The organism is Citrobacter sp. Marseille-Q6884, assembly GCF_945906775.1.
Taxonomy (GTDB): domain Bacteria; phylum Pseudomonadota; class Gammaproteobacteria; order Enterobacterales; family Enterobacteriaceae; genus Citrobacter.
Map to the genome: position 1 here is coordinate 53,805 of NZ_CAMDRE010000003.1, position 25,138 is coordinate 78,942.

Consider the following 25,138-nt stretch of genomic DNA (forward strand, 5'->3'; position numbering starts at 1 on the left):
CCATGTTGAAATCAGCGCCAAAGGCCGCCAGTGCGCCAGCGTGGCGGACGTGGTGATACGGTCACTTCGGGGTCGAAACGGGCCGATGGAAACGGCGGCATCGCGGGCGGCGGAGCTAGTTCTAGCAAGCGCTCAATGCGTTCAGCCGTCGCTGGATGCGTGCGCAACCAGGAGGGTTCCGGATTGCCCCATCCGGGCAGCAGCCAGGCGCGCCAGGAGCGGCTCACCCGCTCGATCTTGGCGAGCGCTGAGGCCAGCCCGTGCGGGTCGCCGGTCAATTCGGCAGCGAGCCGGTCGGCGTCGAATTCGCGCACCCTGGACAAGCCCAACTGAGCCAGCAAGGCCAGCTGTGGCGCGACCGCAAGTAGAAGCAACGCGGGCCAATTGACTTCCGTGACTCCAAGCAATAGCGTTGGCAAACTGAGCACGATCGCAAGCTGCCCCAACAAGGCCAGAAGATGGGTGAGCCGGCTGATGGAATCGGCCAAGCCCATGACACGCAAATCCTCGTTCGCAATATGCGCGATTTCGTGGCCGAGCACGCCGGTCAACTCGCGGGGCGTGAGGCTACGCAGCAGGCCGTCGGTCAGCGCGATGGCCGCGTGATGCTTCGAACCGGTGGCGAAGGCGTTGACGACCCCGCTGGGCACGTAGTGCGGTACCGGCACGGTAGGCAGCCCGGCCCGCGCCGCCAGTTCGCGCAACACAGCCCAAAGATCGGGCGCTTCATCCGGGTGCAGGGGGCGTGCGCCATACAGCCGCAAGGTCAGCCCGGAGGCGGCCGCCGGTTCAAGCAGCAGGGTGAACCCCGCAGCCGCAAGCGCCAGCCAAAGCCCGCCGTCACCCAACAGCAGGCTGCCAGCGACGGCGGCAATTCCGAGCAGGGTCAGCACCAACAGCACGGTTTGCAGGCGATTGTGCCAGCGATGCCGCGCGCCGACATTCTGCGCGTGGCGCAGATCACGACTGATCATCTGAGCTTTCCCCGGCTGTCCGGTCATCGCGCTCGCGCAGCAGCCAGTAAGTCGCCCCGAGGGCCAGTGTCGCGCCTGCAAGCGCCGCGACCTTGGCGGGGCCGGTCTCCGGGTCGAGGATCACGAATTTACGCGCCAGGGCGATCAGCCCGATCAGGATCACCGTCTTGACCTGGATGATGCTGTCGCGCCGCAAGGCCACCCTCACGATGGAATGCTTGAACTCCATGGCAATGAGCAGCGTCATGATCATGCCGAACACGGTCTGGAAGACCTTGTGATCGAGCGGATTGAATGCATCAATGATCAGCAGGCTGAAGACGATCGAGATCAGCTGCAGCAGCGAGACCACGATGATAACGGCAATGATTGCGGACAGCGCGAGCGCGATCACCTGTTCAAAGCGCTCGTAGAACGTCATCACTGCCCATTGGGCGCGAAATGTTTTGATCGGGTCTGCTTGCTTTTCCTTCATCGCCACTCCTCTCAATTCTGAAATACTTGTGCGCCCACAACTTGGTTGCACCCTTGTCTTTTTTGCCTGGTAGAGCGCGCTGTCCGCCTGCAGCATCACCTGCTCGACAGAGTGCAAACGGGGGTCAAGGAGAGCCCCCCCCATGCTGGCGCTATAGCTGATCGACACCTCTCCACACACCACCGCTGTCGCCGCAGTGTCCTGACGAAATCGCTCCGCCCATACTTGGGCGCCTTCTATCGATGCCGCTTCCAACAACACAGCGAATTCCTCCCCCCAATCCGGGCAGCCATGTCGGTTGCGCGAACATGTTCCCTCAACCGTGAAGCAAAGGGGTCGGTGATCACCATACGCAGCAACTGCTGCTCTATTTCCTTGCGAGAAGAGATGTCGAACAGAGTACCGACTATCAGTTGCCTGCCCGCGTCACCCAGCCATGGGCCTTGTTCCTCGAAAGTCGAGTTGCCAGAGGATCAGGTGAACAGATGGGCCGCGCCGTCACGCGAACGGATGGCCAGCGAGCGGGAGGGCAGTGCCGCCGCTGATGAGCAGTCCCCACGGCGTGGCCGACTGCTCATCACGCTTGTAGACGCCCGCGTGACCTGCGGCCACGACCGCCACCGCGATCGAGGCCAGGGAGGCTGCCCATGCCAGTGCCAGGCCGATGGGGTCGGACACGGCAGCCTCGCCCGCCATCAAGATGCGTCGCTCGCCTTCGCGGCATCCGGCTGCTCCGGCTCGGCCGGGGTCTGCGGTGGCTCTTTGCGTTCGAACACCACGCGTTCGGCCTTGTCGTCCCAGCGTGCGCTGGCGTGATCGCCCTTGCCGATGCCGCCGCCGAGCATCTCGCGCGCCAGCGCAGTTTCCAGCTCGCTGCGGATCAGGCGCTTGAGTTCACGCGCACCGAACTCGGGCTTGTAGCCTTCTTCCGCGAAATGGTCGATCAGCGTCTGATCGAAAGTGAGCGTCACGCCCTGGCTGGCGGCGCTGCGCGCCACGCGATCGAGCTGCAGGCCGACGATGTGGCGGATCTCCTCCTTGCCCAGCGCATGGAAGACGATGATCTCGTCGATGCGGTTGAGGAACTCGGGCCGGAAATGGCCGCGCAGCACGTCCATGACTCCGGCCTTGGTCTTTTCGTACTCCTCGCCGGCCGCCCCGCGCGCCTTCAGCCGTCGCTGGATGATGTCCGAACCCAGGTTGGACGTGGCGATGATGATGGTGTTGGTGAAATCCACCACCCGGCCCTTGCCGTCGGTGAGGCGACCGTCGTCGAACACTTGCAGCAGGATGTTGTATACGTCAGGGTGTGCCTTCTCGATCTCGTCGAGCAGCAGCACGCTGTAGGGCTTGCGCCGCACCTTCTCGGTGAGCTGACCGCCTTCGTCGTAACCGACATAGCCCGGAGGCGCGCCCACCAATCGCGCCACGGTATGGCGTTCGCCATATTCCGACATGTCGATGCGCAACAGGGCGTGCTCATCGCCGTAGATCGATTCGGCCAATGCCTTGGCGAGCTCGGTCTTGCCCACCCCGGTCGGGCCCAGAAACAGGAAGGTAGCCACCGGTTTGCTGCCTTCACGCAGGCCGGCGCGGGACAGCCGCACGGCATCGGCCACGGCACGGACCGCCTCGTCTTGTCCCACCAGGCGCTCGTGCAGCCGTTGTTCCAAGTGCAGCAGCTTTTCGCGCTCTTCCACCGTCAACTCGTTGACCGGGATGCCGGTCAGGCGCGAGACGATCTGCGCCACGTGTTCCGCCTTGACCTCGGCACTGCCGGAGGCCCGCTCCCGCTCCCAGTCCTCGACGAGCTTCTTGAGCTCGGCCTCCTTGGCTTCGATGCGCTTCCCGAGCTCGGCGGCCTGGTCGTACTGCTTGCGCGCGGCCACGTAATCCTGTTCACGCCGCAGCTGGTGCAGTTCGGACTCCAGCTCCTGCACGGCCACCGGCCGGGCCGTGGCCGACAGCTTCACGCGCGCGGCCGCCTGGTCGAGCAAGTCGATCGCCTTGTCCGGCAGGAAGCGCGCCGTGATGTAGCGGTCGGACAACTCGGCCGCCGCGATGATCGCGTCCTCGGAGATGCTGACCTTGTGGTGCGCCTCGAAGGTGTCGCGCAGGCCGCGCAGAATCATGATGGCCTGGGCCACCGTCGGCTCGGGTACCGTCACCGGCTGGAAGCGCCGCTCCAGTGCGGCATCCTTCTCGATGTATTTCTGGTACTCGTTCAGCGTCGTGGCGCCGATCAGGTTGAGTTCACCGCGCGCCATCATCGGTTTGAACACGTTGGCCACGTCCAGCCCGCCTTCGCCACCGCCCTGGCCGGCACCGACGATGGTGTGCACCTCGTCGATGAACAAAATCAGCTCGCCCTGGTGCTCGGTCACCTCCTTCAGCACCTTCTGCACGCGCTCCTCGAACTCGCCGCGATATTTGGCGCCGGCCACCATGGCGTTGATGTTGAGTTCCACCAGGCGCTTGTCGCGCAAGGTCTCGGGCACTTCACCCGCCACCATGCGCTGCGCCAGCCCTTCGACGATGGCGGTCTTGCCCACACCCGGCTCGCCGATCAGCACCGGGTTGTTCTTCTTGCGCCGGGCCAGCACCTCGATGGTGGTTTCGATCTCCTGCGCGCGGCCGATCACCGGGTCGAGCTTGCCGTCGCGCGCCATCTTGGTCAGGTCGCGCGAGTACTTGTCGAGTTCTGGCGTGTTGGTCGGCGTCTCAGCGCGGCCATCCTCGGCGCCCTTGCCGACCACCTTGCTGACCTGTTGGCGCAGCGCCTGCGGCGTCAGGCCGTAGCGGCGCAGCAGGTTGGCGGCCAGCCCTTCGCCTTCCTCAGCCAGACCGATCAGGAAATGCTCTGGACCGACATAAGAATGGCCGAGTTCATTGGAGGCCACGAAGGCGCGGCTGAGCGCATCCTTCACGCGCGGCGACACGCCGATCTCGCCCTCGAAGGGCTTGTCCCCGCGCTTGGCCTCAGACTCGATCTGCCGCTTGAGGTCATCGACCTTGATCTTGAACTGACCCAGGATGGTCTTGACCACGTCGCTGTCGGCCAGCGCCAGCAGCAGATGTTCGGTATCCACCTCGGAGCGGCCAAATTCGGCAGCGTGTTTGGCGGCCTCCTGCAGCAAGGCTTCCGACTGTTCGCTGATGCGGCTGGCCAGCCCACTGCCGCGACGGCGCGGCGCACCCGAACCTGCGGCGGCGGGCTCGCCAAACGAGGCATCGACCACGTCATCGGTATCGGCGGCAACTGGCGTCGCGTCGTCGCCGATGCGGAAGAAGTCACTGCCGAGGAAGTCCTCGAACAGGCCGCTGCGCGAGCCGAACAAGGCTTCCAGCGGCGAAACGGTGCGCTTTTGCTGGCGCACTAATTGCCGGTAATGGTCGTCGCACAACAGCATGGTGCTGTGACGACCGTTGAGATTGGCTTCCACCCGCACGGTGGCGGGTTGGCCGCAGACCTGGCATTGTTTTCTGGCCATGCTGATGCTCCTGAGAAGGTTGACAAGGTTGACAAGGTTGAGGCGACGAGGCATCGCGAACCGCGACTCCTCGTCTCGTGCCGGGTTTTTCTTGTGACGAACGAGCCGGCGACGTCAGCCGTTGATCGGGATCGAGCGTCCCTGCTTCGGCGCGCTGACCTCGCGCTTGTCGATCGTGACCGTGAGCACCCCGTTCTTGAACGATGCTTTGATCGAATCCTGGTTGGCGTCGTCAGGCAGGTTCAAGGCACGCTGAAAGCTGCCGTAGGAGCGCTCCACACGGTGGAAGCCACCTTCCTTCTTCTCCTGTTCCTGGCGCTTCTCGCCACGCACCATCAGCACGTCGTTGTCGAGAGTGATCTGGATGTCCTTCTCCTCGACACCGGGCACTTCCAGGGCAATCTTGTACTGCTTGTCGGTTTCCTGGATGTCCAGGGCCGGCTTCAGCATGCCCGACCAATCGGATGGCCACTGCGGCATGTTCAACGCCGGAAAACCGAAGCCCCGGAATGCGTCATCGAACAGCCGGTCGATTTCCCGATGCAGTTGCAGGATCGGGCTGACTGGCCCGCTCGCCGCTGGCAGGTCATTGCGCTGCACCGGCAGGGAAGAGACGGTCTGCTGCTCTTGCTGCTCGTTCTTGAACCAGTTCCAGGGAGCCAACTTCTTGAAATCGATGTCCATGTCATACCTCCAGAAAAATTGGAAAACGAGTTACTCAAGCCCTTTGCCTGCTGTGACGGGCAGTGCGCCCAGGCGACACGGGCTGCTCGGATGACTTCTGCTGTTCACGCTTGCGCATCACCTCCTTCTTTGCTGCGGCTCGGGTCTGATCATTGATCCACTGATCGATTTCACTTTGAGGAAACCGCCACGTCCCGCCCACCTTGAAAGCCGGAATTTCCCCGTGCGCGGCGAGCCGATAAAGCGTCCGCTTGCCGACTTTCAAGTACGCAGCCAATTCATCGAGCGTGAAAATCACCTGTAGGTGCGCTTTCATCCCTGTAGGTGCGCTTTCATCTCACCCTCTCCAATCGCGTCGCTTTGCGGTTCCGGCCAAGGAAATCCTTGTAATACTTTGTAAGATATTACGCTTACCATGACAGCCTTCAAGAGTCAATGTACAGCGTTCTCCCGCCCCATTGATGCAGGTCAACTGCTCAGGCAAGGCGCAGCGGGGCGGTCTGATCAGGCAATGGACAGCGCCTGGCTCGTCAGCCTGCGTGTACCACAGGCGCCTCGATCAAACACCGATCCTCACGTTGTAGCCGAGTGCCCGCAGCCCCTTGCTCGTCTGCATGTTCCTTGGCGGAAACTCGTCTGGGCGCGCCCAGACGACGATTTCCCCGAGGCTGCTCAGGCTAACGTGCGGAATTGCCCAGTCGTCGCTGCGGATCGCGTTCCAGAGTCGGGCCGAAACACTTCCGTTGCCCCAGACAACGTAGTTCAACAGTATCCGTCCGGCCAACACACCTTCCCGACACCGCCGCCGAAGGCCATGGCCCATCAAGCGGATTTTCCATGCGCCCTCAGCGCCGTACCTACAGCAAATCTTTCAAGGCTCAGGTCATTCAGGAGTGTTCTGAACCCGGTGCCTCCATCGCAAACATCGCCTTGGGCTACAGCCTCAATGCCAACCTCGACCACAAATGGATTCGGCTGCCTACCCAGAAAACCACGGCTATCCAGCCAGCGTTCATCCCGTTGCCTTCTCAAATGCTCGGCGTGGGTTCGCATACTCAAGCGCGCTGCTGCGATCATGAGTTTGATCCAGTCGGCCCGTAATAATGGGCACGATCCGTATGCCTATCTCAAGGATGTGCTGACACGGTTGCCGTCCCTGTAACAGCCTGAAGTTGACCTGGGTAATCAAATACCGGTGTAGTGATTAGGAAACAGGGCTCGGATAACATCATGGCGCAGGTCACCCTGATCTTGACCCTCCATCTCCGAACAGCTTTTGTATCTTAAGTTAACGATGTCCGCTGCCGGTATTCCCTCGGGGAGTGATATCCCAGCGCGCTGTGCGGGTGGCTTCCATTTCCATCAGATGTCCTTCCTGCTCCGCTACTGAAGGCGTGGTGCGTAACGGCAAAAGCACTGCCGGACATCAGCGCTATCTCTGCTCTCACTGCCGTAAAACATGGCAACTACAGTTCACTTACACCGCCTCTCAGCCCGGTACGCACCAGAAAATCATTGATATGGCCATGAATGGCGTTGGATGCCGGGCAACCGCCCGCATTATGGGCGTTGGCCTCAACACGATTTTACGTCACTTAAAAAACTCAGACCGCAGTCGGTAACCTCACGCATACAACCGGGCAGTGACGTCATTGTTTGCGCGGAAATGGACGAACAGTGGGGTTACGTCGGTGCTAAATCACGCCAGCGCTGGTTGTTTTACGCGTATGACAGGATACGGAGGACGGTTGTGGCGCACGTATTCGGTGAACGCACGTTGTCCACGCTGGAGCGTCTTCTGGGCCTGCTGTCGGCCTTTGAGGTCGTGGTATGGATGACGGATGGCTGGCCGCTTTATGAATCACGCCTGAAGGGAGAACTGCACGTTATCAGCAAGCGATATACGCAGCGCATTGAGCGGCATAACCTGAATCTGAGGCAGCATCTGGCAAGGCTGGGCAGGAAGTCACTGTCGTTCTCAAAATCGGTGGAGCTGCATGACAAAGTCATCGGGCATTATCTGAACATAAAACACTATCAGTAAGTTGGAGTCATTACCTTCTTTGCCGCCGGACATTGTCCGGCGCAACACCAAACGGGTCTGGCGGGCTGAGCCAATCCCGCAGGCAAATTCAGCCCTTACCGGATGGCTCAGCCCCCTACTCATTGGAATTGGATATTCAACTTTCAGGGGCTACTGCGCCAGACTTCAGTCTTTAAAGTGATTGACTTAGGGAAGGTGCGAACAAGTTCCTGATATGAGATCATCATATTCATCCGGAGCGCATCCCAGAGGGACATCATGAGCCATCAACTCACCTTCGCCGATAGTGAATTCAGCACTAAGCGCCGTCAGACCCGAAAAGAGATTTTCCTCTCCCGCATGGAGCAGATTCTGCCATGGCAAAACATGGTGGAAGTCATCGAGCCGTTTTATCCCAAGGCGGGCAATGGCCGACGGCCCTATCCGCTGGAGACCATGCTGCGTATTCACTGCATGCAGCATTGGTACAACCTGAGCGACGGTGCCATGGAAGATGCCCTGTACGAAATCGCCTCCATGCGCCTGTTTGCCCGATTATCCCTGGATAGCGCCCTGCCGGATCGCACCACCATCATGAATTTCCGCCACCTGCTCGAGCAGCATCAACTGGCCCGTCAATTGTTCAAGACCATCAATCGCTGGCTGGCCGAAGCAGGCGTCATGATGACCCAAGGCACTTTGGTGGATGCCACCATCATTGAGGCACCCAGCTCTACCAAGAACAAAGAGCAGCAACGCGATCCGGAGATGCATCAGACCAAGAAAGGCAATCAGTGGCACTTTGGCATGAAGGCCCACATTGGTGTCGATGCCAAGAGTGGCCTGACCCACAGCCTGGTCACCACCGCGGCCAACGAGCATGACCTCAATCAGCTGGGTAATCTGCTTCATGGAGAGGAGCAATTTGTCTCAGCCGATGCCGGCTACCAAGGAGCGCCACAGCGCGAGGAGCTGGCCGAGGTGGATGTGGACTGGCTGATCGCCGAGCGTCCCGGCAAGGTAAAAACCTTGAAGCAGCATCCGCGCAAGAACAAAACGGCCATCAACATCGAATACATGAAAGCCAGCATCCGTGCCAGGGTGGAGCACCCGTTTCGCATCATCAAGCGGCAGTTCGGCTTCGTGAAAGCCAGATACAAAGGGCTGCTGAAAAACGATAACCAACTGGCGATGTTATTCACCCTGGCCAACCTGTTTCGGGTGGACCAAATGATACGTCAGTGGGAGAGATCTCAGTAAAAACCGGAAATAACGCCAGAAATGGTGGAAAAAATAGCCTAAATAGGCTGATTCGATGTGTTTGCGGGAAAAAAATCGGCCCAGATCCGCGAAATTTTAATCAGCGAGTCAGCTTGGGAAGAAATGACCTGCTTATTCGCACCTTCCCTGTCATCGGCGGCGGTACGCTGGCTACCGTGAGCACCTACACACTCAGCTGCCTGATGAGCGCCGCTCTGGAGTTACCGCGTTGCTGCATTGTGATTGCCAACCTATCCGGCAGCTATGTGGCTCAGACCAAGGCAATTGCCGAAGCAATCTCTAACCTCCAGCAAGAAGCCAGTCGCCAAGCGAGCACCATCACCCCCGTGCAGTTGGCGGGTACCTGTTCATCCCTGGCGCCTCTCCGCCTTGATGCTGGCAGATTCAGTCTGGCCTCGCGGTTCGACCTACCGAAATATCGGCGGTTACATTGTCCCCAGAGCTTCAGACCCGGCTGTTACCGGCCACGCCTGTCTGGGTAGGGAACGAGTGGTGGAACAGTCGGTTCCGTCGGGCGTTAACCTGCGGAACAGAAACCCATGCGACTTTCAGGTCGCACTGCCGAAATAATACTGGTTTCCCTTCTTGGTCTGGTGCATTTCCGGGTCGCGCTTGCCGTCCTTGTTCTTGGTCGAACTGGGCGCATTGATCAGCGTTGCATCGACGATGGTGCCCTGGCGCAGCGACAGGCCGCGGTCGCCCAGAGCCATTGATGACAGCGAGGATGCCGGCCGCCAGCTCGTGTTTCTCCAGCAAGCGGCGGAAGTTGAGAATGGTGGTTTCGTCGGGGATGCGCTCCAGGTTCAGCCCGGCAAACTGGCGCAGGATCGTGGTTTCGTACAGCGCTTCCTCCATCGCTGGATCGCTGTAGCCGAACCAGTTCTGCAGCAGATGCACACGCAGCATCGCCATCAACGGGTAGGCCGGACGGCCACCTTCACCCTTCGGATAATGTGGCTCGATCAAAGCAATCAAGCCCTTCCACGGCACCACCCGATCCATCTCGATCAGGAACAACTCCTTGCGGGTTTGCTTGCGCTTGCCAGCGTACTCGGCGTCGGCGAAGGTCATCTGCTTCATCGGGAAACTCGGTGGGTGGGGGCGCGGTATTTTGCCAAATCAGAAAGTCTTTTTCAGAGTTTCCCTAGGCTGACAAGCCAAGCGCTGGATCGCAACCATCCATCACCTTATCCAGCTAGATCTGCCTCCTCCAATAAGTGCCGCACAAATCCCGGCGGGTGCAGATTTCCGGGAGGTTTGCGCCAGATCAGTTGGAGACGCTTTTCAAGCCCCGGGATGGGAAGAGCTACCAGCGCGCCACTGCGAACTTCGTCTTGTACTGCGGAAGCCATCACCAACGACACGCCGAGTCCCGCCCTCACTGCTTGTTTGACTGCCTCGGTGCTGCCTAGCTGCATACCGCTGCGAGGCACGCCCAGTTCGCCAAAGTATTCGGTCAGAAGCCGTCCGGTACCGCTACCCGGTTCACCTCCCAGCATCGGCAGGTCCACCAGACGATCACGTTCTATGCACCCTGCTTCAGCCAGCGCATGGTCGGGGCTGACGATAAGCACCAGCGGCTCGACCCGCCAGAGGCGGTGTTCGAAGTCGGGGTGAGGTAGCCACCATTCCATGATCGCGGCGTCGAGCTGGCCCGCCAGTAGCTGGTCGGCCACATCCGGGTTGGCGGCGATGCGCAGATCCACCTCGCCCCTCTCATTTGCGGTCGTCAGATAGTTGCGCACGAATGGCTGGAGAAGGTAGGTGCCGATGTTGGTGCTGGCCCCGACGCGCTCACGATTGCCATGCAGGGCTTCTAGCGCCCGGGCGTGCATGTCGAGCAAGGCGGTCGCATGCGGCATGAAGGCCAGCGCCCGTGTGGTAGGCTGGCAGCCGCTACGACTGCGCTGCACCAGCGTTACGCCGACCTGCTCTTCAAGCTTCTGCAAGTGCTGCGACACCGTCGGCTGGGCCAGCCCCAACGCCCTCGCCGCGCTCTGAAAACTGCCTGTTTGAACGATCGCTACCAGGCTCTTCAGCCAGACCGGATTCAACATGCGGCAGGCTCGGCCTTGGGCAGACGGTTCGCAGCGTTGATTGGGCGCGCACCTGCCAATACCTGGATGATGTTCTGCGCTGCACAACGTTCAATCTCCAGGCGCACCGCGCGCACTGCCGACCCTATGTGCGGAGTGAACAGCGTATTCGGATGCGCGAGCAGCGCAGGATCGATCAGCCGCGGCCGGTCCGCGCGAGCCCAGTCTTCCATTTCGAATACATCCGCCGCATACCCGCCGAGCTGGCCTCGCTCAAGCGCCGCGAGCACGGCGGCTTCATCCACTACCGAACCACGACAGGGGTTTACAAGCAGAGCGCCCGGCCGTACGAGGGCAAGCAGCTCGGCGTTGACCAGATGCTGGGTATCGGCATTCAAGGGAAGCGCCAGCAGGATGAAGTCCGAGCTGGCGAAGAGTTCGCTGCACGCCACCTGGCGCAGGCCGAGCCGTTGCTCGGTTTGTGTATCCAGAGCCTTCGCCTCGTGGTACTGCAGGGTCGCGCCCCATCCCTGCAAGCGCTCAGCCATGGCCAGTCCGATGGCGCCCATGCCAAGGATGCCGACCGTAGCGTTATCCAGCCCCGTGCCGTAGAACTGTGGTTGCCAGCCCTGGAACTCGCCAGAGCGGACGAACGCATCTGCTGCCCGCAGATGCCGCCCCAGCCCCACCGCCAGTCCGATCGCCAGCTCGGCAGTCGGGACCGTCAACAGATCAGGCACGAAGGTCAGCCAGACCCCGCGGGCAGTACAGGCGTCCACATCGAAATTGTCGAAGCCCTTGAGCGCGCAGCCGACTACACGCAGCTCAGGGCAGGCTTGAAGAAAGTCTGCATCGACCCGATCGGGCATGAACGCCATCATCGCCTGAGCATCGCGACAGCGGCGCAGAATTTCCTCGCGCGTCAGCGTGCTGTCGGTCTGGTTGGTCACCAGCTCGCAATGTGGCGCCAGCAGTTGCAGGATCTCATCGTGTACTCGGTGAGTTATAACGAGTTTCGGCAGCATGTTTTGTCCTATTTGAAACGTTTGCGCAGCACGCCACTGAAGGCGTCTACTAGCGTGACCATGGCCAGGATGACCAGCAGGATTGCTGCAACCTCCTGGTACTGCATGATGCGCAGCGAGCCCATGAGTTCGAAGCCGATACCGCCGGCGCCAACCATGCCCATCACGGTGGAGGCGCGAAAGTTGTATTCCCAGCGGTAGATCGCCACGTCGGCGAACTGCGGCGTCACCTGTGGCAAAACCGCGTGCAGCAGCACTTGCATCGGCGTAGCCCCCGCCGCCCGAGCGGCTTCCACCGGCGCTTCGTCGACGTGCTCGATGGCCTCGGCGAAGAACTTGCTGACCATGCCGACCGAATGCAGACCCAGGGCAAGCACGCCCGGCAAGGCGCCGAACCCTACGGCTGCAACGAAGATGATGCCCATGATCAGCTCCGGCACCGACCGCAGGGCATTGAGCAGCACCCGGGCAACACCGAACACAAGGGGGTGCGGCGCCGTATTGCGCGCTGCAACGAAGGCCACCACCAGCGAGAACACCACTGCGATGGCCGTACCGGCGATGCTCATCGCCAAGGTGTCGATCAAGGGGCGAATCCAGCTTCGATAGCCCGAAAAGTCTGGCGGCATGGCCTCGCCTGCCAGGGTCGCGATGGAGGGCAGCCCGTTCAGCAGCGTGGTGGCATCGAGCAGCCCCACGTACCAGCAGGCCAACAGCACCACTCCGAATACAATCGCCACCTGCCCCAGCTGGCGCCACCAACCGAGGCCGAAGCCTCGAAGGATGTGCTCGCGTTGCTCTGCAGGCAGCGCCTGCACGTCGTAATGAGTAGACATATCGGTGCTCACATCGTGGCGAAGTCGAGGCCGAGCAGCGATCCCATTTTGCGGATCACATCGTAGTCGGCGTCGGTGATTGGCGCGAAGGCCTCGGCCTTGAAGTTGCGCAGCACTTCGGGATCGTCGATACCGACGAATACATCCCGCACCTTGGTTTTCAGCTCGGGGCTCAGGTTCGAGCGCATCGCCCAGGGGTACTGGGGGTATTCGCCGCTGTAACCAAGTACTTTCACCTTGCTCGGATCGATTAGGCCACGTTCGACTACGTGATTGAAAATTACCTCCGACAGCCCACCCGCATCGGCGTTGCCGTTCGCCACGTTGACGGCAACGGCGTCATGCGTGCCCACAAAATATTCTTCGTAGTCCCGCCCACCCGTCAAACCGGCCGTCTCAAGAAGCACGGTTTTGGGAATCAAATGGCTGGACGTCGATGCCCGGTCACCATAGGCCATCTTCTTGCCCTTAAGGTCGGCATACTCATTCACGCCTGACGCCACATTGGCGATAATCACCGAGCGATAGGTCGGCTTGCCGTCGATGACCGTGACAGCGAAGGGCTCGATGTCGCTTTTGCTTTTGGCCATGACGTAGGACAGCGGACCGAAATACGCCAGGTCGATACGGCCAAAGCGCATCGCCTCAATCATCGAGGAATAGTCGGTGGTTACGATCAGCTGCACCTTCTTGTCCAGATGCTCTTCCAGATAATCCTTCAGCGGCTGGTTACGCTTGATCAGCTCGGAGGCGTTTTCGTCCGGCAGCAGGGCAACCTTTAGCACATCCGGATCGGCATCGGCCGCTAGGGCGGACAAACTTGAAACAGCGGACAGCAAGCAAGTCAATAAGAGCGCGGATAAGCGTTTCATCGGGACATCTCCAGTGAAGGTTCGAGCATGACAGGTGGTTCAGCCGGAGCATTCGCTGGCTGAGTCGTAGAGCGGCCTGCATAGATGCGCTCAAGCTGCGCATCGGTGAGTTCCGAGGGCGCGGCATCGAAAACGATCTGAGAATCGGCCAGCCCGACGACGCGATCGGCGAAGCGGCGGGCATATTCGAGTTGATGCAGCGAAACGATGGCGGTGATGCCGTCTTCCTTGCAGATGTCGCGCAGCAATCCGAGAACACGGACCGAAGTGGCCGGGTCGAGACTGGCTACCGGCTCATCGGCCAGAATGATCGCCGGCTGTTGCGCTAGCGCACGCGCGATGCCTACCCGCTGCTGCTGGCCACCGGACAGTTTGTCCACCCGGCTTAGCGCCTTGTCTGCCAGACCGACCCGAGCGAGGCAACTGAGCGCAATCTCCTGATCGGCACGCGGCAGAGGAAACAGCGAGCGGAGCGTGTTGTGAAAGGCCAGCCGACCGGTAAGCACATTAGCCAGTGCGCTTTGACGTTCGATTAGCTGGTGGTGCTGAAAGATCATGGCGGTACGCCGACGATGCTGACGCAAGGCCGAGCCGCTGCCGAGCTCACCGAGTTCGCTGGTGACACTGCCGCCAGTGGGCGTGACGAGTCGATTGAGACTACGGAGCAAGGTCGACTTGCCTGCGCCCGAGAGACCAAGCAGCACGGTGAACTCACCACGCCGAAATGCAATCGAGGTATCGCGTAGGGCTGTCACGCCGCCTGGATAGACGACGCTCAACCGGTCGACCCGCAGCACGGCGTCCTGTATTGGATGGGGCATCATTTGATCACCTTTTGCAATATTGCTGGCCGCACAATTGCGGTTCGCGATGCAAAGGATAGAAATTCCTTGTTAACGCACTGTTTCTAAAGGATGACATTTCGATGAATACTTCGAATCTGCCGTAGCGGGGCGGCAAGCGAAGCCGTGGAAGAACGGGCGCAACGTAGCGTCTTTCTTCACGCGGGATACAGGAGGCTTTGATTGATACTGCTGCGGATTCGCTACAGTAACGTTGGGCCAGAACGTAATGCCATCCAAGCAAGAGAGCGCACACTAGGGAAACTCTGAAAAAGACTTTCTGATTTGGCAAAATACCGCGCCCCCACCCACCGAGTTTCCCGATGAAGCAGATGACCTTCGCCGACGCCGAGTACGCTGGCAAGCGCAAGCAAACCCGCAAGGAGTTGTTCCTGATCGAGATGGATCGGGTGGTGCCGTGGAAGGGCTTGATTGCTTTGATCGAGCCACATTATCCGAAGGGTGAAGGTGGCCGTCCGGCCTACCCGTTGATGGCGATGCTGCGTGTGCATCTGCTGCAGAACTGGTTCGGCTACAGCGATCCAGCGATGGAGGAAGCGCTGTACGAAACCACGATCCTGCGCCAGTTTGCCGGGCTGAACCTGGAGCGCATCCCCGACGAAACCACCATTTGTTGGCGCTGATGGAAAATTGACCCACCCTGCCGATTGAAATTTGACCCAGGGCGGATTGCTGATTTTGTTACCAGCAACTGTGGATAAGTCTACCAGCGCAGCTGCTGTTGCCCCCACTCCTTCGCTAGCCCAGTTCAGTTGTTTAAGACCGGCACTGTTGCAAAGTTAGCGATGAGGCAGCCTTTTGTCTTATTCAAAGGCCTTACATTTCAAAAACTCTGCTTACCAGGCGCATTTCGCCCAGGGGATCACCATAATAAAATGCTGAGGCCTGGCCTTTGCGTAGTGCACGCATCACCTCAATACCTTTGATGGTGGCGTAAGCCGTCTTCATGGATTTAAATCCCAGCGTGGCGCCGATTATCCGTTTCAGTTTGCCATGATCGCATTCAATCACGTTGTTCCGGTACTTAATCTGTCGGTGTTCAACGTCAGACGGGCACCGGCCTTCGCGTTTGAGCAGAGCAAGCGCGCGACCATAGGCGGGCGCTTTATCCGTGTTGATGAATCGCGGGATCTGCCACTTCTTCACGTTGTTGAGGATTTTACCCAGAAACCGGTATGCAGCTTTGCTGTTACGACGGGAGGAGAGATAAAAATCGACAGTGCGGCCCCGGCTGTCGACGGCCCGGTACAGATACGCCCAGCGGCCATTGACCTTCACGTAGGTTTCATCCATGTGCCACGGGCAAAGATCGGAAGGGTTACGCCAGTACCAGCGCAGCCGTTTTTCCATTTCAGGCGCATAACGCTGAACCCAGCGGTAAATCGTGGAGTGATCGACATTCACTCCGCGTTCAGCCAGCATCTCCTGCAGCTCACGGTAACTGATGCCGTATTTGCAGTACCAGCGTACGGCCCACAGAATGATGTCACGCTGAAAATGGGGTCCGCTTGGAAAACGGAAATTATCCTACGCTAAGCCTGTTTTTTGTACATATTACTATTCACTGAGCGTAATGCGCGGTATTTACCCTGTCCCAGTTTGAGGTTCGTTCTCCAGACGTAATCCCCGCTCAGGTTGATATGTTCCCATCCCAGTGGTGACAGATGGGTAATCAGTTGCTCATTAATCGGGATCCCTTTTCGTCTCAAAGAATCTATCGCTCTTTCTATATATACCGTATTCCACAGTGAGATCGCCGCAGTCAGCAACGTCAGACCGCTGGCTCGATAGCTCTGATTCTCCAGCCCCCGATCTCTGATTTCACCCAGCCGATGCATAAAGACCGCTCGCGCAAGGGCATTGCGAGCCTCACCTTTATTCAGCCCCGCCTGTACGCGTCGACGCAGTAAAGGATCCCTGAACCAGTCCAGCATAAACAATGACCTTTCGATGCGGCCAATCTCTCTCAGCGCCTTTGCCAGACCATTCTGCTTCGGATAGCTTGCCAGCTTTTTCATCATCAGTGATGCTGTTACCGTTCCCTGCTTTATAGAACTTGCCAGACGCAGCACCTCATGCCAGTGGGTTTCAATTTCCTTTAGATTCAGGCTGGTTGTCGAGATGATTGACTGAAGCCCCTGATACAACTCAGCTTTTCCATGAATAAACAGCCGTTTGTCATGAAGATCCCGGATCCTTGGCGCAAAAGCGAATCCGAGCAGATGCATTAGCGCAAAAACATGCTCAGTGAAACCTGCTGTGTCGGTGTAATGCTCTGTAATTTCCAGATCAGTTTCGTGGTACAGCAGACCATCAAGTACGTGTGTTGAATCCCGCACGCGGCTGATAACTTTGGTGTAAAACGGGCTGTATTGGTCCGAAATATGCGTATAAATCTGCACGCTTGGATCCTGACCGTATTTAAGATTGACCTGACCAGCATAACGCCCGTGACTCCCCACCCGAAAGTTCTGTCCATCAGACGATGACGTTGTTCCATCGCCCCAGAATGCCGCCAGAGGGCTTTTTTTCTGGGCATTGACCAACTCGGCCAGCGCAGCTGAATAGGTTTCATCCCTGATGTACCAGGCCTGAATGCCCTCGAGTGACGATTTGGTCGTTCCCGGACAGGATTCGGCCATTTTTGTCAGTCCAAGGTTGATACCATCGGCCAGGATGGTGGTCAGTAACAACTTTCTGTCTTTAGGTCTGACGTGATTGTTTTGGCACTGTTGCAAATAGTCGGTGGTGATAAACTTATCATCCCCTTTTGCTGATGGAGCTGCACATGAACCCATTCAAAGGCCGGCATTTTCAGCGTGACATCATTCTGTGGGCCGTACGCTGGTACTGCAAATACGGCATCAGTTACCGTGAGCTGCAGGAGATGCTGGCTGAACGCGGAGTGAATGTCGATCACTCCACGATTTACCGCTGGGTTCAGCGTTATGCGCCTGAAATGGAAAAACGGCTGCGCTGGTACTGGCGTAACCCTTCCGATCTTTGCCCGTGGCACATGGATGAAACCTACGTGAAGGTCAATGGCCGCTGGGCGTATCTGTACCGGGCCGTCGACAGCCGGGGCCGCACTGTCGATTTTTATCTCTCCTCCCGTCGTAACAGCAAAGCTGCATACCGGTTTCTGGGTAAAATCCTCAACAACGTGAAGAAGTGGCAGATCCCGCGATTCATCAACACGGATAAAGCGCCCGCCTATGGTCGCGCGCTTGCTCTGCTCAAACGCGAAGGCCGGTGCCCGTCTGACGTTGAACACCGACAGATTAAGTACCGGAACAACGTGATTGAATGCGATCATGGCAAACTGAAACGGATAATCGGCGCCACGCTGGGATTTAAATCCATGAAGACGGCTTACGCCACCATCAAAGGTATTGAGGTGATGCGTGCACTACGCAAAGGCCAGGCCTCAGCATTTTATTATGGTGATCCCCTGGGCGAAATGCGCCTGGTAAGCAGAGTTTTTGAAATGTAAGGCCTTTGAATAAGACAAAAGGCTGCCTCATCGCTAACTTTGCAACAGTGCCCATTTCAAGAATGCCTGACGAACGGCGACTGGCCGTGCTTACTGCGTTTGTGAAAGCACAGGAAATTTCGGCGCTTGACGAGGCCGTGGATGTGCTGGATATGCTTATTCTGGATATCACGCGTTCTGCAAAAAATATCGGGCAGAAAAAGCGGCTCAGGACCCTGAAAGATCTTGATCGTGCCGCGCTATTACTGGCACGGGCATGCACGTTATTACTTGATGAGAACACCGATGAAGCAGCTCTGCGGCAGGCTATTTTTCGCCGCATACCAAAGGACAAACTGGCTGAATCCGTCGGCAAGGTAAATGAGCTGGCGCGCCCGCAAGATACTCAGTTTCAGGATGAAATGGTGGAACAATATGGACGGGTGAAGCGTTTCCTGTCCGCGATGTTGCGTGACTTACACTTTCAGGCCGCCCCGGCCGGGGAGCTCACGTTGTCAGCAATCCATTATCTGGCCGAACTGAGTGGCTCAAAAAAGCGAATTCTCGACGATGCACCAGAGCAAATCATTTCCGGCCCATGGAAACGTCTGGTCTACGACAGAGATGGTAGGATTCTACGAGCGGGTTACTCGCTGTGTCTTCTCGAGCGCCTTCAAGATTCTTTGCGCCGTCGTGATCTCTGGCTGGAGAACAGTGATCGGTGGGGGGACCCGCGTCAAAAATTGCTTCAGGGAGCTGAATGGCAGGCACAACGCATCCCGGTATGTCGGGCGCTGGGTCATCCATCAGACGGAACTAAAGCAGCAGAACAACTGGCTACGCGGCTTGATGACACATGGAAATCAGTGGCTTCACGTTTTGCCTGCAACGCAGCGGTCAGCATAAGCAATGAAGGTAAGCATCCCTCACTGACGATTAGCAGTCTGGATAAACTGGATGAGCCACCGGCACTGATACAATTGAATCGTCGGGTAAGAGAATTGATCCCTCCGGTTGATCTGACGGAGCTGTTGCTTGAAATAGATGCCCGAACCGGTTTTACCCGCGAATTCAGCCACGTCAGTGAATCAGGTGCTCGGGCGCAGGATCTCCAGGTCAGTCTGTGCGCAACACTGCTGGCAGAAGCCTGCAATATAGGGCATGAACCCCTGATAAAGCATAATATTCCCGCGCTTACTCGCCATCGTCTGAGCTGGGTTAAACAAAATTATCTCAGGGCAGAAACGCTGGTCACCGCTAATGCACGGCTGGTTGATTTTCAGTCCACGCTGCCGCTCGCGGGGTACTGGGGAGGTGGTGAGGTTGCCTCCGCAGATGGTATGCGTTTTGTCACACCGGTTAAAACGGTTAATTCCGGACCAAATCGTAAATACTTTGGTTCAGGACGCGGTATCACCTGGTACAACTTCGTCTCCGATCAATACTCCGGTTTCCATGGCATTGTAGTTCCCGGGACGCTTCGTGATTCCATCTTTGTACTGGAAGGGCTTCTGGAGCAGCAGACCGGGCTGAATCCGGTAGAAATTATGACGGACACGGCAGGATCCAGCGATATCATTTTTGGCCTGTTCTGGTTACTGGGCTACCAGTTTTCCCCTCGTCTGGCCGATGCAGGCGGGGCGATATTCTGGCGGGCAGATAAAACGGCACATTATGGTGCCCTGAATGAGCTGGCCCGGGGATGTGTTGAACTGTCAAAAATAGAATCCCAATGGGATGAAATGATGCGAATGGCGGGCTCACTGAAGCTTGGGACCATCCATGCATCAGAGCTTATTCGTTCACTGTTGAGAAGTAGCCGACCATCTGGTCTGGCTCAGGCGATTATGGAAGTGGGCCGGGTCAACAAGACGTTGTATCTTCTCAACTATATCGATGATGAGGATTACCGGCGTCGGATCCTCACTCAGCTCAACCGGGGAGAAGGACGCCATGCAGTGGCTCGAGCCATTTGCTACGGACAACGTGGTGAGATTAGAAAACGCTACCGTGAAGGGCAGGAAGATCAACTCGGTGCTCTGGGTCTGGTGACCAATGCGGTTGTGCTGTGGAATACACTTTACATGCAGGAGGCGTTGTCACATCTTCGCAAATCGGGGGAAACACCTGAAGAGGAGCATCTGGCAAGATTATCGCCGCTGATACATGGCCATATAAATATGCTGGGACATTATACGTTTTCGTTACCGGAAGATATTCTGAAGGGCGAGTTAAGACCATTAAATTTGAATACAAACAATGAATTAACCTCTTAGCGTGGTTTTTTACATCATTGGACCTCGAACCCCTATATAAAGTGAAGTCAGTTCCTGCATTTCACCTTCATAATCGGTTTCCAACTCCCTTTTTTCCTGAGCAAGTGCAGCGTTTTCGGTATCAGCCTGAGATGAGACTGAAACATATTCTCCCGTTGCCATCGACATCGCACCAGAAACCAGTCCGGCAACACCAGCAAGTAAAACTCCCGAAGAACTGGTGTTTGCTGACGCAACACCAAGGACAAGGCTTGCTGTCGAAACAATTCCGTCATTTGCCCCCAGTACAGCCGCCCGAAGCCATCCCACTTTTTCGATGCTGTGTCGTTCAAGATGCATATCTTTGCTTTCCTTCAACTACGCACACTAATCGGAATTACGGACATATAAGAATGCCTTGACAGATAATTAAACTATTGTAGTCAATTTTATCCAGCCATTACAGCACACTTTATTAATCATCAATCTATCACACTATTCCGTAACGGAATTTTTCATTTGGCTACGGATGGTGAGAAATATATGCAGCAACCCCATCGAACCATGCGCCCAGAAATAGGTTTCAATAAATACAGTCAGAAACTTATGCAAATTTAGGACACTTTCTGTCAGCACTGGCGACATTCCAGGAATTGTATTGAGTGCAAACCAGAAACCACCACATGATGCAACGCCCAATAGCGCAAGTACACCAAGCCCCTGGACTAAGGCAGCAATCCCACCAGCATGAGCTTCAGGGAGACGGAATGACATCAGCATTTTGATATCTTCAACCACACCTCGAAAATCAAGAGTCAGCCAAGCAAAATAGTAATGAAATCCTCGTTGTGTTAGCATCCATGCAAGCATGATTAACCCAAGAACAATCAGTGATAATCCAGTGATAACATGGAACCATGTAACGAACCCTGTGAGAGTATAGTCACTGAGAGCATCGCTTTCGGTAAGATTTGAACTAACAATCTGCAATAAAATCAATACAGCTAAGATGATATGAAGCACACGTAGAAATGGTGTGTCTTTGTGAGGGAGAGCATTACGTAAATTTTCATTCATAATTTAGCCACTTTGTTAGGGGTGGTTGACCAAATCAATATGCCTTTTTATTAACGAAACCTTAACTTATCGGAACTAAACAATACTCTTTAATCAGAGAATGGTATCTAAACCTATAGTACATCACATCAGTAATATGAAGAGATTACCATGAAGAAGTGTTTTTCCAGCCAAGAGATCATCAGTATGTTTCAGTGAAGCACGAAGCGGGTATATCCGCCCCGTGCAACATCAATAGGACTTAGCTTATGTTGAGGCAATGTAGCATCGGTAAGCATGTTTGCGACCCCAACATTTTTATATGTACTGAGCAGATAAGATAACGTATTATAATTTCTTCACCAGGGCATAACTATCCATTCTAATACAAGCAGCTATATCATGTCAGTTCCGGGATATCTTTCCAGCATATCTACTTTCTCCTGATAGTTCCCGGTTCAGTCAACGCCAAGTTTATTATGGTATTTTCTCATCATACTGCCCAGTTTCTGTGCTGCAATTTTCCCAGCGTCAAGACCTTCCTTTTCAGCGGTACTTTCAACAGCAGTTACCTCATCAATCAGAAGTGACATACCTGCAACATACGTTTCCCTGTCATACCCCTCTACCGGGCCGTTCAAGATGGACTCTGCTGTTGATTTCAGATCCTGCATATCTTTCCTGAAAGATGTAACGTCCTCCTCCTTAAGTGCTGCGCGGTAGCTTTTATTCATCATCTTCATGGCATGTTCAACACCGTCAGAACCAGCTATTACACTGGTAGATAAAACAAGGGCTGTTCCTATTATAACACTATGCATAATTTTTCTCATAATAACCCCACATTGTTTACTATCATTTAAAAAAATCACAATCCGAAGACGTAACATTGAGCAAAGAAAATAATTATTTGCCAATTTCCCCGAAGAAAATCAGCATTAAAATTATTGTTTATGATTATTTACACTTCCATAATCAAGGCCACTTACCTCCTTAAAAAAAGGGTCAACATGCGTCATGACATTTAATACATGATGATTATCTAAAACTGATTTCCTGGCTAAAACAGCAATGTCATGCCCTACTTTCACTGATAAATTACCATTAATTTCCAGATGAACATCAACAACAACAAGATCTCCCATTTTACGGGTTTTGAGATCATGGATACCTTCAACTCCAGGCGTTGACAATAATGTGGTTTTTATTTTATTTTCAGTTTCAATATCCACGGATCTGTCCATCAAGTCATGAAGCGAATCTGACATAAATGAATATCCCATTCTGGTTACAATCAGTCCGACAACCATTGCAGCAACTGGGTCGAGTAATTTAAAACCTGATAAGTTCCCAATAATACCAATAGCCACAACCAAAGACGAAGCGGCATCAGAGCGTGCATGCCAGGCATTAGCGACCAGCATAGTGGATTTTACTCGGGTTGCTACGGCAAGCATATAGCGAAAAAGAAGCTCTTTGATAACCAGTGCGGCTAAAGCCACCCACAGAGCAACAATATGTACCTGAGGAATATCATCTGGTTGTTTCATTTTATTTACTGCTGACCATAACATGCCGATGCCAACAATAAATAAAATTGTCCCCAGAATTAATGATGCACCATTTTCATAACGATGATGACCGTAGTGATGGTCATCATCGGGATTTTTTTTACTTTTATGGTTTGCAATGAGTACAACAAAGTCTGAGACTAAATCAGACAGGGAATGAATACCATCCGCGATAAGTCCCTGAGATCCAGAAAATATACCAGTAATCACCTGCCCGGATGTCAGAAAACAATTAACAAGCACACTAACCCACGTACTTTTACGGGCCGCGATGAAACGCTCATGAGAACTAATATCAATATCATCCGTAAATTTGTTTACCTGCATCAGAAACTCCTTATAACAGCATCAACAGTTAATACTAAACGGACTATCCTTCCCGGACAGGTTCTGTGGCGAAAATATAATAATTGGTGAGATTTATTCCTGTAAAGGACGTGCCATGTTTGTGATGACATTCATTTATCATAATTTTTAAACATTAATTTATTCTTAACAGAATATGAAAAAATTGACAGTTACCACTGACCTGCTCCCCGTTGATTAGTACACCCCGATGTTAGTAATGTCTTCATAAGCCACATGAGGACATCCCCATGAAGAAGCGTTTTTCCGACGAACAGATCATCAGTATTCTCCGCGAAGCCGAAGCTGGGGTACCCGCCCGTGAACTCTGCCGCAAGCATGCCATTTCCGATGCCACGTTTTACATCTATGGACTACCTCCGTTTTGCAAGTACTGAATCTGGTTTTGGGTTGTTGCTTACATCTATCCGGCATCAGGAAAATCTGTGCCCAAATGGGTAATCCGCACATAATCGCCTCAACAACTGGACGGCCTCTGAGGCCAGTATAAAAATCAGGTTCCGATTGTGCAGGTGCAACCTGTCACCATTTCTCAGTACGCTGCAACTTTTTCTGGCAGGGGATTAATTTCACACTACCTGATACTCGGTCTCATTTCTCAGCATCGACCAGATTATTCTCGCGTTTTTGTTAGCGACCGCCACGGTCGTTTTATTAAATCCGCGCCGTTCCTTTAACTGGTTAACCCACTGATTCATATGGCCATCATTGTTATTCGTGGCAACCCTGACGACAGCGCGGGCACCATGAATAAAAAGTGTCCGCAGATGCTTGTCGCCACTCGAATGCTGGCGTGGAACCAGACCCAGCCATGCAGCAAAGTGGCGGCCATTCTTAAATTCAGTTCCTTTGCCAATAGCAGCAACAACGGCCGTGGCCGTTTTAGGGCCAATGCCTTTAACTTTGGCGATACGCTGACAGGCTTCTGATTGCCTGAATACTGTTTCAATTTCCTTATCAAAAAAATGGATCCGACGCTCGAGATCGTTAAAGAGATCATAGAGTTCGGCAATTGTTCTGCGCATACGGGAACTTAGACCGTTTTCTGCATCTTCAAGGGGCTTTGTTGAATAAATCGGCACTGTTGCAAAGTTAGCGATGAGGCAGCCTTTTGTCTTATTCAAAGGCCTTACATTTCAAAAACTCTGCTTACCAGGCGCATTTCGCCCAGGGGATCACCATAATAAAATGCTGAGGCCTGGCCTTTGCGTAGTGCACGCATCACCTCAATACCTTTGATGGTGGCGTAAGCCGTCTTCATGGATTTAAATCCCAGCGTGGCGCCGATTATCCGTTTCAGTTTGCCATGATCGCATTCAATCACGTTGTTCCGGTACTTAATCTGTCGGTGTTCAACGTCAGACGGGCACCGGCCTTCGCGTTTGAGCAGAGCAAGCGCGCGACCATAGGCGGGCGCTTTATCCGTGTTGATGAATCGCGGGATCTGCCACTTCTTCACGTTGTTGAGGATTTTACCCAGAAACCGGTATGCAGCTTTGCTGTTACGACGGGAGGAGAGATAAAAATCGACAGTGCGGCCCCGGCTGTCGACGGCCCGGTACAGATACGCCCAGCGGCCATTGACCTTCACGTAGGTTTCATCCATGTGCCACGGGCAAAGATCGGAAGGGTTACGCCAGTACCAGCGCAGCCGTTTTTCCATTTCAGGCGCATAACGCTGAACCCAGCGGTAAATCGTGGAGTGATCGACATTCACTCCGCGTTCAGCCAGCATCTCCTGCAGCTCACGGTAACTGATGCCGTATTTGCAGTACCAGCGTACGGCCCACAGAATGATGTCACGCTGAAAATGCCGGCCTTTGAATGGGTTCATGTGCAGCTCCATCAGCAAAAGGGG

Annotated in this window: 21 protein-coding genes and 9 pseudogenes; 8 read left to right on the forward strand and 22 right to left on the reverse strand. The window is 55.4% G+C overall.

Going from position 1 to position 25,138, the window contains the following annotated elements; all coding sequences use genetic code 11:
• Window positions 1–11: 11 nt before the first annotated feature.
• The 8 genes and pseudogenes from N7268_RS23685 to N7268_RS23720 all read right to left on the reverse strand — a co-directional run bounded on the left by N7268_RS23685 (window position 12) and on the right by N7268_RS23720 (window position 6,447).
• Entirely contained in the window at window positions 12–974 is a 963-nt protein-coding gene (locus tag N7268_RS23685; RefSeq protein WP_004152113.1) for a zinc metalloprotease HtpX, read from the reverse strand.
• Complete coding sequence (locus tag N7268_RS23690) at window positions 961–1,449, reverse strand: phosphate-starvation-inducible PsiE family protein (RefSeq protein ID WP_004152114.1); 489 nt, start codon at window positions 1,447–1,449, stop codon at window positions 961–963. Before N7268_RS23690 ends, N7268_RS23685 begins: the two co-directional genes overlap by 14 nt.
• Window positions 1,450–1,563: 114 nt before the next feature.
• Window positions 1,564–1,710 (reverse strand): annotated as a pseudogene (locus tag N7268_RS23695) (diguanylate cyclase); the annotation flags it as partial.
• A gap of 237 nt (window positions 1,711–1,947) precedes the next feature.
• The gene (locus N7268_RS23700) at window positions 1,948–2,145 is read right to left on the reverse strand and encodes a hypothetical protein (RefSeq protein WP_004152115.1); all 198 of its coding nucleotides are present in this window, start codon (window positions 2,143–2,145) and stop codon (window positions 1,948–1,950) included.
• Window positions 2,145–4,940, reverse strand: coding sequence for a heat shock survival AAA family ATPase ClpK (gene clpK / locus N7268_RS23705; protein ID WP_004152116.1), 2,796 nt, complete (start codon window positions 4,938–4,940; stop codon window positions 2,145–2,147). Before clpK ends, N7268_RS23700 begins: the two co-directional genes overlap by 1 nt.
• A 114-nt stretch (window positions 4,941–5,054) precedes the next feature.
• On the reverse strand, window positions 5,055–5,624 hold the full coding sequence (hsp20, locus tag N7268_RS23710; protein ID WP_004152117.1) for a small heat shock protein sHSP20: 570 nt from the start codon (window positions 5,622–5,624) through the stop codon (window positions 5,055–5,057).
• A gap of 34 nt (window positions 5,625–5,658) precedes the next feature.
• Window positions 5,659–5,940 carry a helix-turn-helix domain-containing protein gene (locus N7268_RS23715; protein ID WP_004152118.1) on the reverse strand — a complete coding sequence of 94 codons (282 nt, stop codon included), beginning with the start codon at window positions 5,938–5,940 and terminating at the stop codon, window positions 5,659–5,661.
• A 243-nt stretch (window positions 5,941–6,183) separates the two neighbouring features.
• Complete coding sequence (locus tag N7268_RS23720; RefSeq protein WP_004118208.1) at window positions 6,184–6,447, reverse strand: hypothetical protein; 264 nt, start codon at window positions 6,445–6,447, stop codon at window positions 6,184–6,186.
• A 14-nt stretch (window positions 6,448–6,461) separates the two neighbouring features.
• On the opposite strand from N7268_RS23720, the gene N7268_RS23725 reads away from it, so the two are divergent.
• The 4 genes and pseudogenes from N7268_RS23725 (at window position 6,462) to N7268_RS23740 (ending at window position 8,907) form a co-directional block, all read left to right on the forward strand.
• Window positions 6,462–6,725 carry a transposase gene (locus tag N7268_RS23725; protein WP_004118209.1) on the forward strand — a complete coding sequence of 88 codons (264 nt, stop codon included), beginning with the start codon at window positions 6,462–6,464 and terminating at the stop codon, window positions 6,723–6,725.
• Window positions 6,682–6,786: pseudogene (locus tag N7268_RS23730) on the forward strand (transposase domain-containing protein); the annotation flags it as partial. The gene N7268_RS23725 and the pseudogene N7268_RS23730, both read left to right, overlap by 44 nt.
• A gap of 184 nt (window positions 6,787–6,970) precedes the next feature.
• A protein-coding gene (locus tag N7268_RS23735) for an IS1 family transposase (protein ID WP_223174644.1) occupies window positions 6,971–7,668 on the forward strand; the annotation gives its coding sequence in 2 pieces (ribosomal slippage) (window positions 6,971–7,220 and window positions 7,220–7,668; 699 coding nt in all).
• A gap of 258 nt (window positions 7,669–7,926) precedes the next feature.
• On the forward strand, window positions 7,927–8,907 hold the full coding sequence (locus N7268_RS23740) for an IS5-like element ISKpn26 family transposase (protein ID WP_000019473.1): 981 nt from the start codon (window positions 7,927–7,929) through the stop codon (window positions 8,905–8,907).
• Window positions 8,908–9,488: 581 nt separating this feature from the next.
• Here N7268_RS23740 and N7268_RS23745 read toward each other — a convergent pair.
• The 6 genes and pseudogenes from N7268_RS23745 to phnC form a co-directional block, all read right to left on the reverse strand.
• Window positions 9,489–10,008 (reverse strand): annotated as a pseudogene (locus tag N7268_RS23745) (IS5-like element ISPst7 family transposase); the annotation flags it as partial.
• A 107-nt stretch (window positions 10,009–10,115) separates the two neighbouring features.
• Window positions 10,116–10,985 (reverse strand): LysR family transcriptional regulator, encoded by an 870-nt coding sequence (locus tag N7268_RS23750; protein WP_004152692.1) that lies wholly within the window; start codon window positions 10,983–10,985, stop codon window positions 10,116–10,118.
• Window positions 10,979–11,989, reverse strand: coding sequence for a phosphonate dehydrogenase PtxD (gene ptxD / locus N7268_RS23755; RefSeq protein WP_004152693.1), 1,011 nt, complete (start codon window positions 11,987–11,989; stop codon window positions 10,979–10,981). The genes N7268_RS23750 and ptxD overlap by 7 nt, the downstream gene beginning before the upstream one ends.
• Window positions 11,990–11,997: 8 nt before the next feature.
• The gene (phnE, locus tag N7268_RS23760) at window positions 11,998–12,825 is read right to left on the reverse strand and encodes a phosphonate ABC transporter, permease protein PhnE (protein WP_004152694.1); all 828 of its coding nucleotides are present in this window, start codon (window positions 12,823–12,825) and stop codon (window positions 11,998–12,000) included.
• An 8-nt stretch (window positions 12,826–12,833) separates the two neighbouring features.
• Window positions 12,834–13,697, reverse strand: a complete 864-nt coding sequence (phnD, locus tag N7268_RS23765; RefSeq protein WP_004152695.1) for a phosphate/phosphite/phosphonate ABC transporter substrate-binding protein — start codon at window positions 13,695–13,697, stop codon at window positions 12,834–12,836.
• Window positions 13,694–14,521, reverse strand: a complete 828-nt coding sequence (phnC, locus tag N7268_RS23770; protein WP_012637488.1) for a phosphonate ABC transporter ATP-binding protein — start codon at window positions 14,519–14,521, stop codon at window positions 13,694–13,696. Before phnC ends, phnD begins: the two co-directional genes overlap by 4 nt.
• Window positions 14,522–14,862: 341 nt before the next feature.
• On the opposite strand from phnC, the pseudogene N7268_RS23775 reads away from it, so the two are divergent.
• Window positions 14,863–15,171, forward strand: a pseudogene (locus tag N7268_RS23775) (IS5/IS1182 family transposase); the annotation flags it as partial.
• 205 nt (window positions 15,172–15,376) lie between these two features.
• Here N7268_RS23775 and N7268_RS23780 read toward each other — a convergent pair.
• Window positions 15,377–16,066: pseudogene (locus N7268_RS23780) on the reverse strand (IS6-like element IS26 family transposase); the annotation flags it as partial.
• Between the two features lie 26 nt (window positions 16,067–16,092).
• On the reverse strand, window positions 16,093–17,358 hold the full coding sequence (locus N7268_RS23785; protein ID WP_004198116.1) for a Tn3 family transposase: 1,266 nt from the start codon (window positions 17,356–17,358) through the stop codon (window positions 16,093–16,095).
• Here N7268_RS23785 and N7268_RS23790 point away from each other — a divergent pair.
• Together N7268_RS23790 and N7268_RS23795 are read left to right on the forward strand one after the other, a co-directional pair.
• Entirely contained in the window at window positions 17,349–18,053 is a 705-nt protein-coding gene (locus tag N7268_RS23790; protein WP_001067855.1) for an IS6-like element IS26 family transposase, read from the forward strand. The two genes, N7268_RS23785 and N7268_RS23790, sit on opposite strands and share 10 nt — an antisense overlap.
• Before the next feature lie 53 nt (window positions 18,054–18,106).
• Window positions 18,107–20,308 (forward strand): annotated as a pseudogene (locus tag N7268_RS23795) (Tn3 family transposase); the annotation flags it as partial.
• 33 nt (window positions 20,309–20,341) lie between these two features.
• Here N7268_RS23795 and N7268_RS23800 read toward each other — a convergent pair.
• The 4 genes and pseudogenes from N7268_RS23800 to N7268_RS23815 all read right to left on the reverse strand — a co-directional run.
• A pseudogene (locus tag N7268_RS23800) lies at window positions 20,342–20,647 on the reverse strand (VIT1/CCC1 transporter family protein); the annotation flags it as partial.
• A 135-nt stretch (window positions 20,648–20,782) separates the two neighbouring features.
• On the reverse strand, window positions 20,783–21,364 hold the full coding sequence (locus N7268_RS23805) for a cytochrome b/b6 domain-containing protein (RefSeq protein WP_011977760.1): 582 nt from the start codon (window positions 21,362–21,364) through the stop codon (window positions 20,783–20,785).
• Between the two features lie 437 nt (window positions 21,365–21,801).
• Entirely contained in the window at window positions 21,802–22,176 is a 375-nt protein-coding gene (locus N7268_RS23810) for a cytochrome b562 (RefSeq protein WP_011977761.1), read from the reverse strand.
• Window positions 22,177–22,287: 111 nt separating this feature from the next.
• Complete coding sequence (locus tag N7268_RS23815) at window positions 22,288–23,241, reverse strand: cation diffusion facilitator family transporter (protein ID WP_001198018.1); 954 nt, start codon at window positions 23,239–23,241, stop codon at window positions 22,288–22,290.
• Window positions 23,242–23,510: 269 nt separating this feature from the next.
• Between N7268_RS23815 and N7268_RS23820 the strand changes: the two are divergent.
• Window positions 23,511–23,630, forward strand: a pseudogene (locus N7268_RS23820) (transposase); the annotation flags it as partial.
• Between the two features lie 219 nt (window positions 23,631–23,849).
• On the opposite strand, the pseudogene N7268_RS23825 reads toward N7268_RS23820, so the two are convergent.
• Both N7268_RS23825 and N7268_RS23830 read right to left on the reverse strand, forming a co-directional pair.
• Window positions 23,850–24,338: pseudogene (locus tag N7268_RS23825) on the reverse strand (IS110 family transposase); the annotation flags it as partial.
• 71 nt (window positions 24,339–24,409) lie between these two features.
• On the reverse strand, window positions 24,410–25,114 hold the full coding sequence (locus N7268_RS23830; protein ID WP_001067855.1) for an IS6-like element IS26 family transposase: 705 nt from the start codon (window positions 25,112–25,114) through the stop codon (window positions 24,410–24,412).
• Window positions 25,115–25,138 lie beyond the last annotated feature (24 nt).

Bases quoted from the DNA above. Each gene is read 5' to 3' on its own strand.
- N7268_RS23740 (WP_000019473.1), top strand. From the start codon at position 7,927: ATGAGCCATCAACTCACCTTCGCCGATAGTGAATTCAGCACTAAGCGC.
- hsp20 (WP_004152117.1), bottom strand. From the start codon at position 5,624: ATGGACATCGATTTCAAGAAGTTGGCTCCCTGGAACTGGTTCAAGAAC.
- N7268_RS23810 (WP_011977761.1), bottom strand. From the start codon at position 22,176: ATGAGAAAAATTATGCATAGTGTTATAATAGGAACAGCCCTTGTTTTA.
- N7268_RS23815 (WP_001198018.1), bottom strand. From the start codon at position 23,241: ATGCAGGTAAACAAATTTACGGATGATATTGATATTAGTTCTCATGAG.
- N7268_RS23805 (WP_011977760.1), bottom strand. From the start codon at position 21,364: ATGAATGAAAATTTACGTAATGCTCTCCCTCACAAAGACACACCATTT.
- N7268_RS23785 (WP_004198116.1), bottom strand. From the start codon at position 17,358: ATGGGTTCATGTGCAGCTCCATCAGCAAAAGGGGATGATAAGTTTATC.
- N7268_RS23750 (WP_004152692.1), bottom strand. From the start codon at position 10,985: ATGTTGAATCCGGTCTGGCTGAAGAGCCTGGTAGCGATCGTTCAAACA.
- N7268_RS23720 (WP_004118208.1), bottom strand. From the start codon at position 6,447: ATGGGCCATGGCCTTCGGCGGCGGTGTCGGGAAGGTGTGTTGGCCGGA.
- N7268_RS23830 (WP_001067855.1), bottom strand. From the start codon at position 25,114: ATGAACCCATTCAAAGGCCGGCATTTTCAGCGTGACATCATTCTGTGG.
- phnE (WP_004152694.1), bottom strand. From the start codon at position 12,825: ATGTCTACTCATTACGACGTGCAGGCGCTGCCTGCAGAGCAACGCGAG.
- N7268_RS23690 (WP_004152114.1), bottom strand. From the start codon at position 1,449: ATGAAGGAAAAGCAAGCAGACCCGATCAAAACATTTCGCGCCCAATGG.
- phnD (WP_004152695.1), bottom strand. From the start codon at position 13,697: ATGAAACGCTTATCCGCGCTCTTATTGACTTGCTTGCTGTCCGCTGTT.
- N7268_RS23725 (WP_004118209.1), top strand. From the start codon at position 6,462: ATGCGCCCTCAGCGCCGTACCTACAGCAAATCTTTCAAGGCTCAGGTC.
- ptxD (WP_004152693.1), bottom strand. From the start codon at position 11,989: ATGCTGCCGAAACTCGTTATAACTCACCGAGTACACGATGAGATCCTG.
- N7268_RS23685 (WP_004152113.1), bottom strand. From the start codon at position 974: ATGATCAGTCGTGATCTGCGCCACGCGCAGAATGTCGGCGCGCGGCAT.
- clpK (WP_004152116.1), bottom strand. From the start codon at position 4,940: ATGGCCAGAAAACAATGCCAGGTCTGCGGCCAACCCGCCACCGTGCGG.
- N7268_RS23715 (WP_004152118.1), bottom strand. From the start codon at position 5,940: ATGAAAGCGCACCTACAGGTGATTTTCACGCTCGATGAATTGGCTGCG.
- phnC (WP_012637488.1), bottom strand. From the start codon at position 14,521: ATGATGCCCCATCCAATACAGGACGCCGTGCTGCGGGTCGACCGGTTG.
- N7268_RS23790 (WP_001067855.1), top strand. From the start codon at position 17,349: ATGAACCCATTCAAAGGCCGGCATTTTCAGCGTGACATCATTCTGTGG.
- N7268_RS23700 (WP_004152115.1), bottom strand. From the start codon at position 2,145: ATGGCGGGCGAGGCTGCCGTGTCCGACCCCATCGGCCTGGCACTGGCA.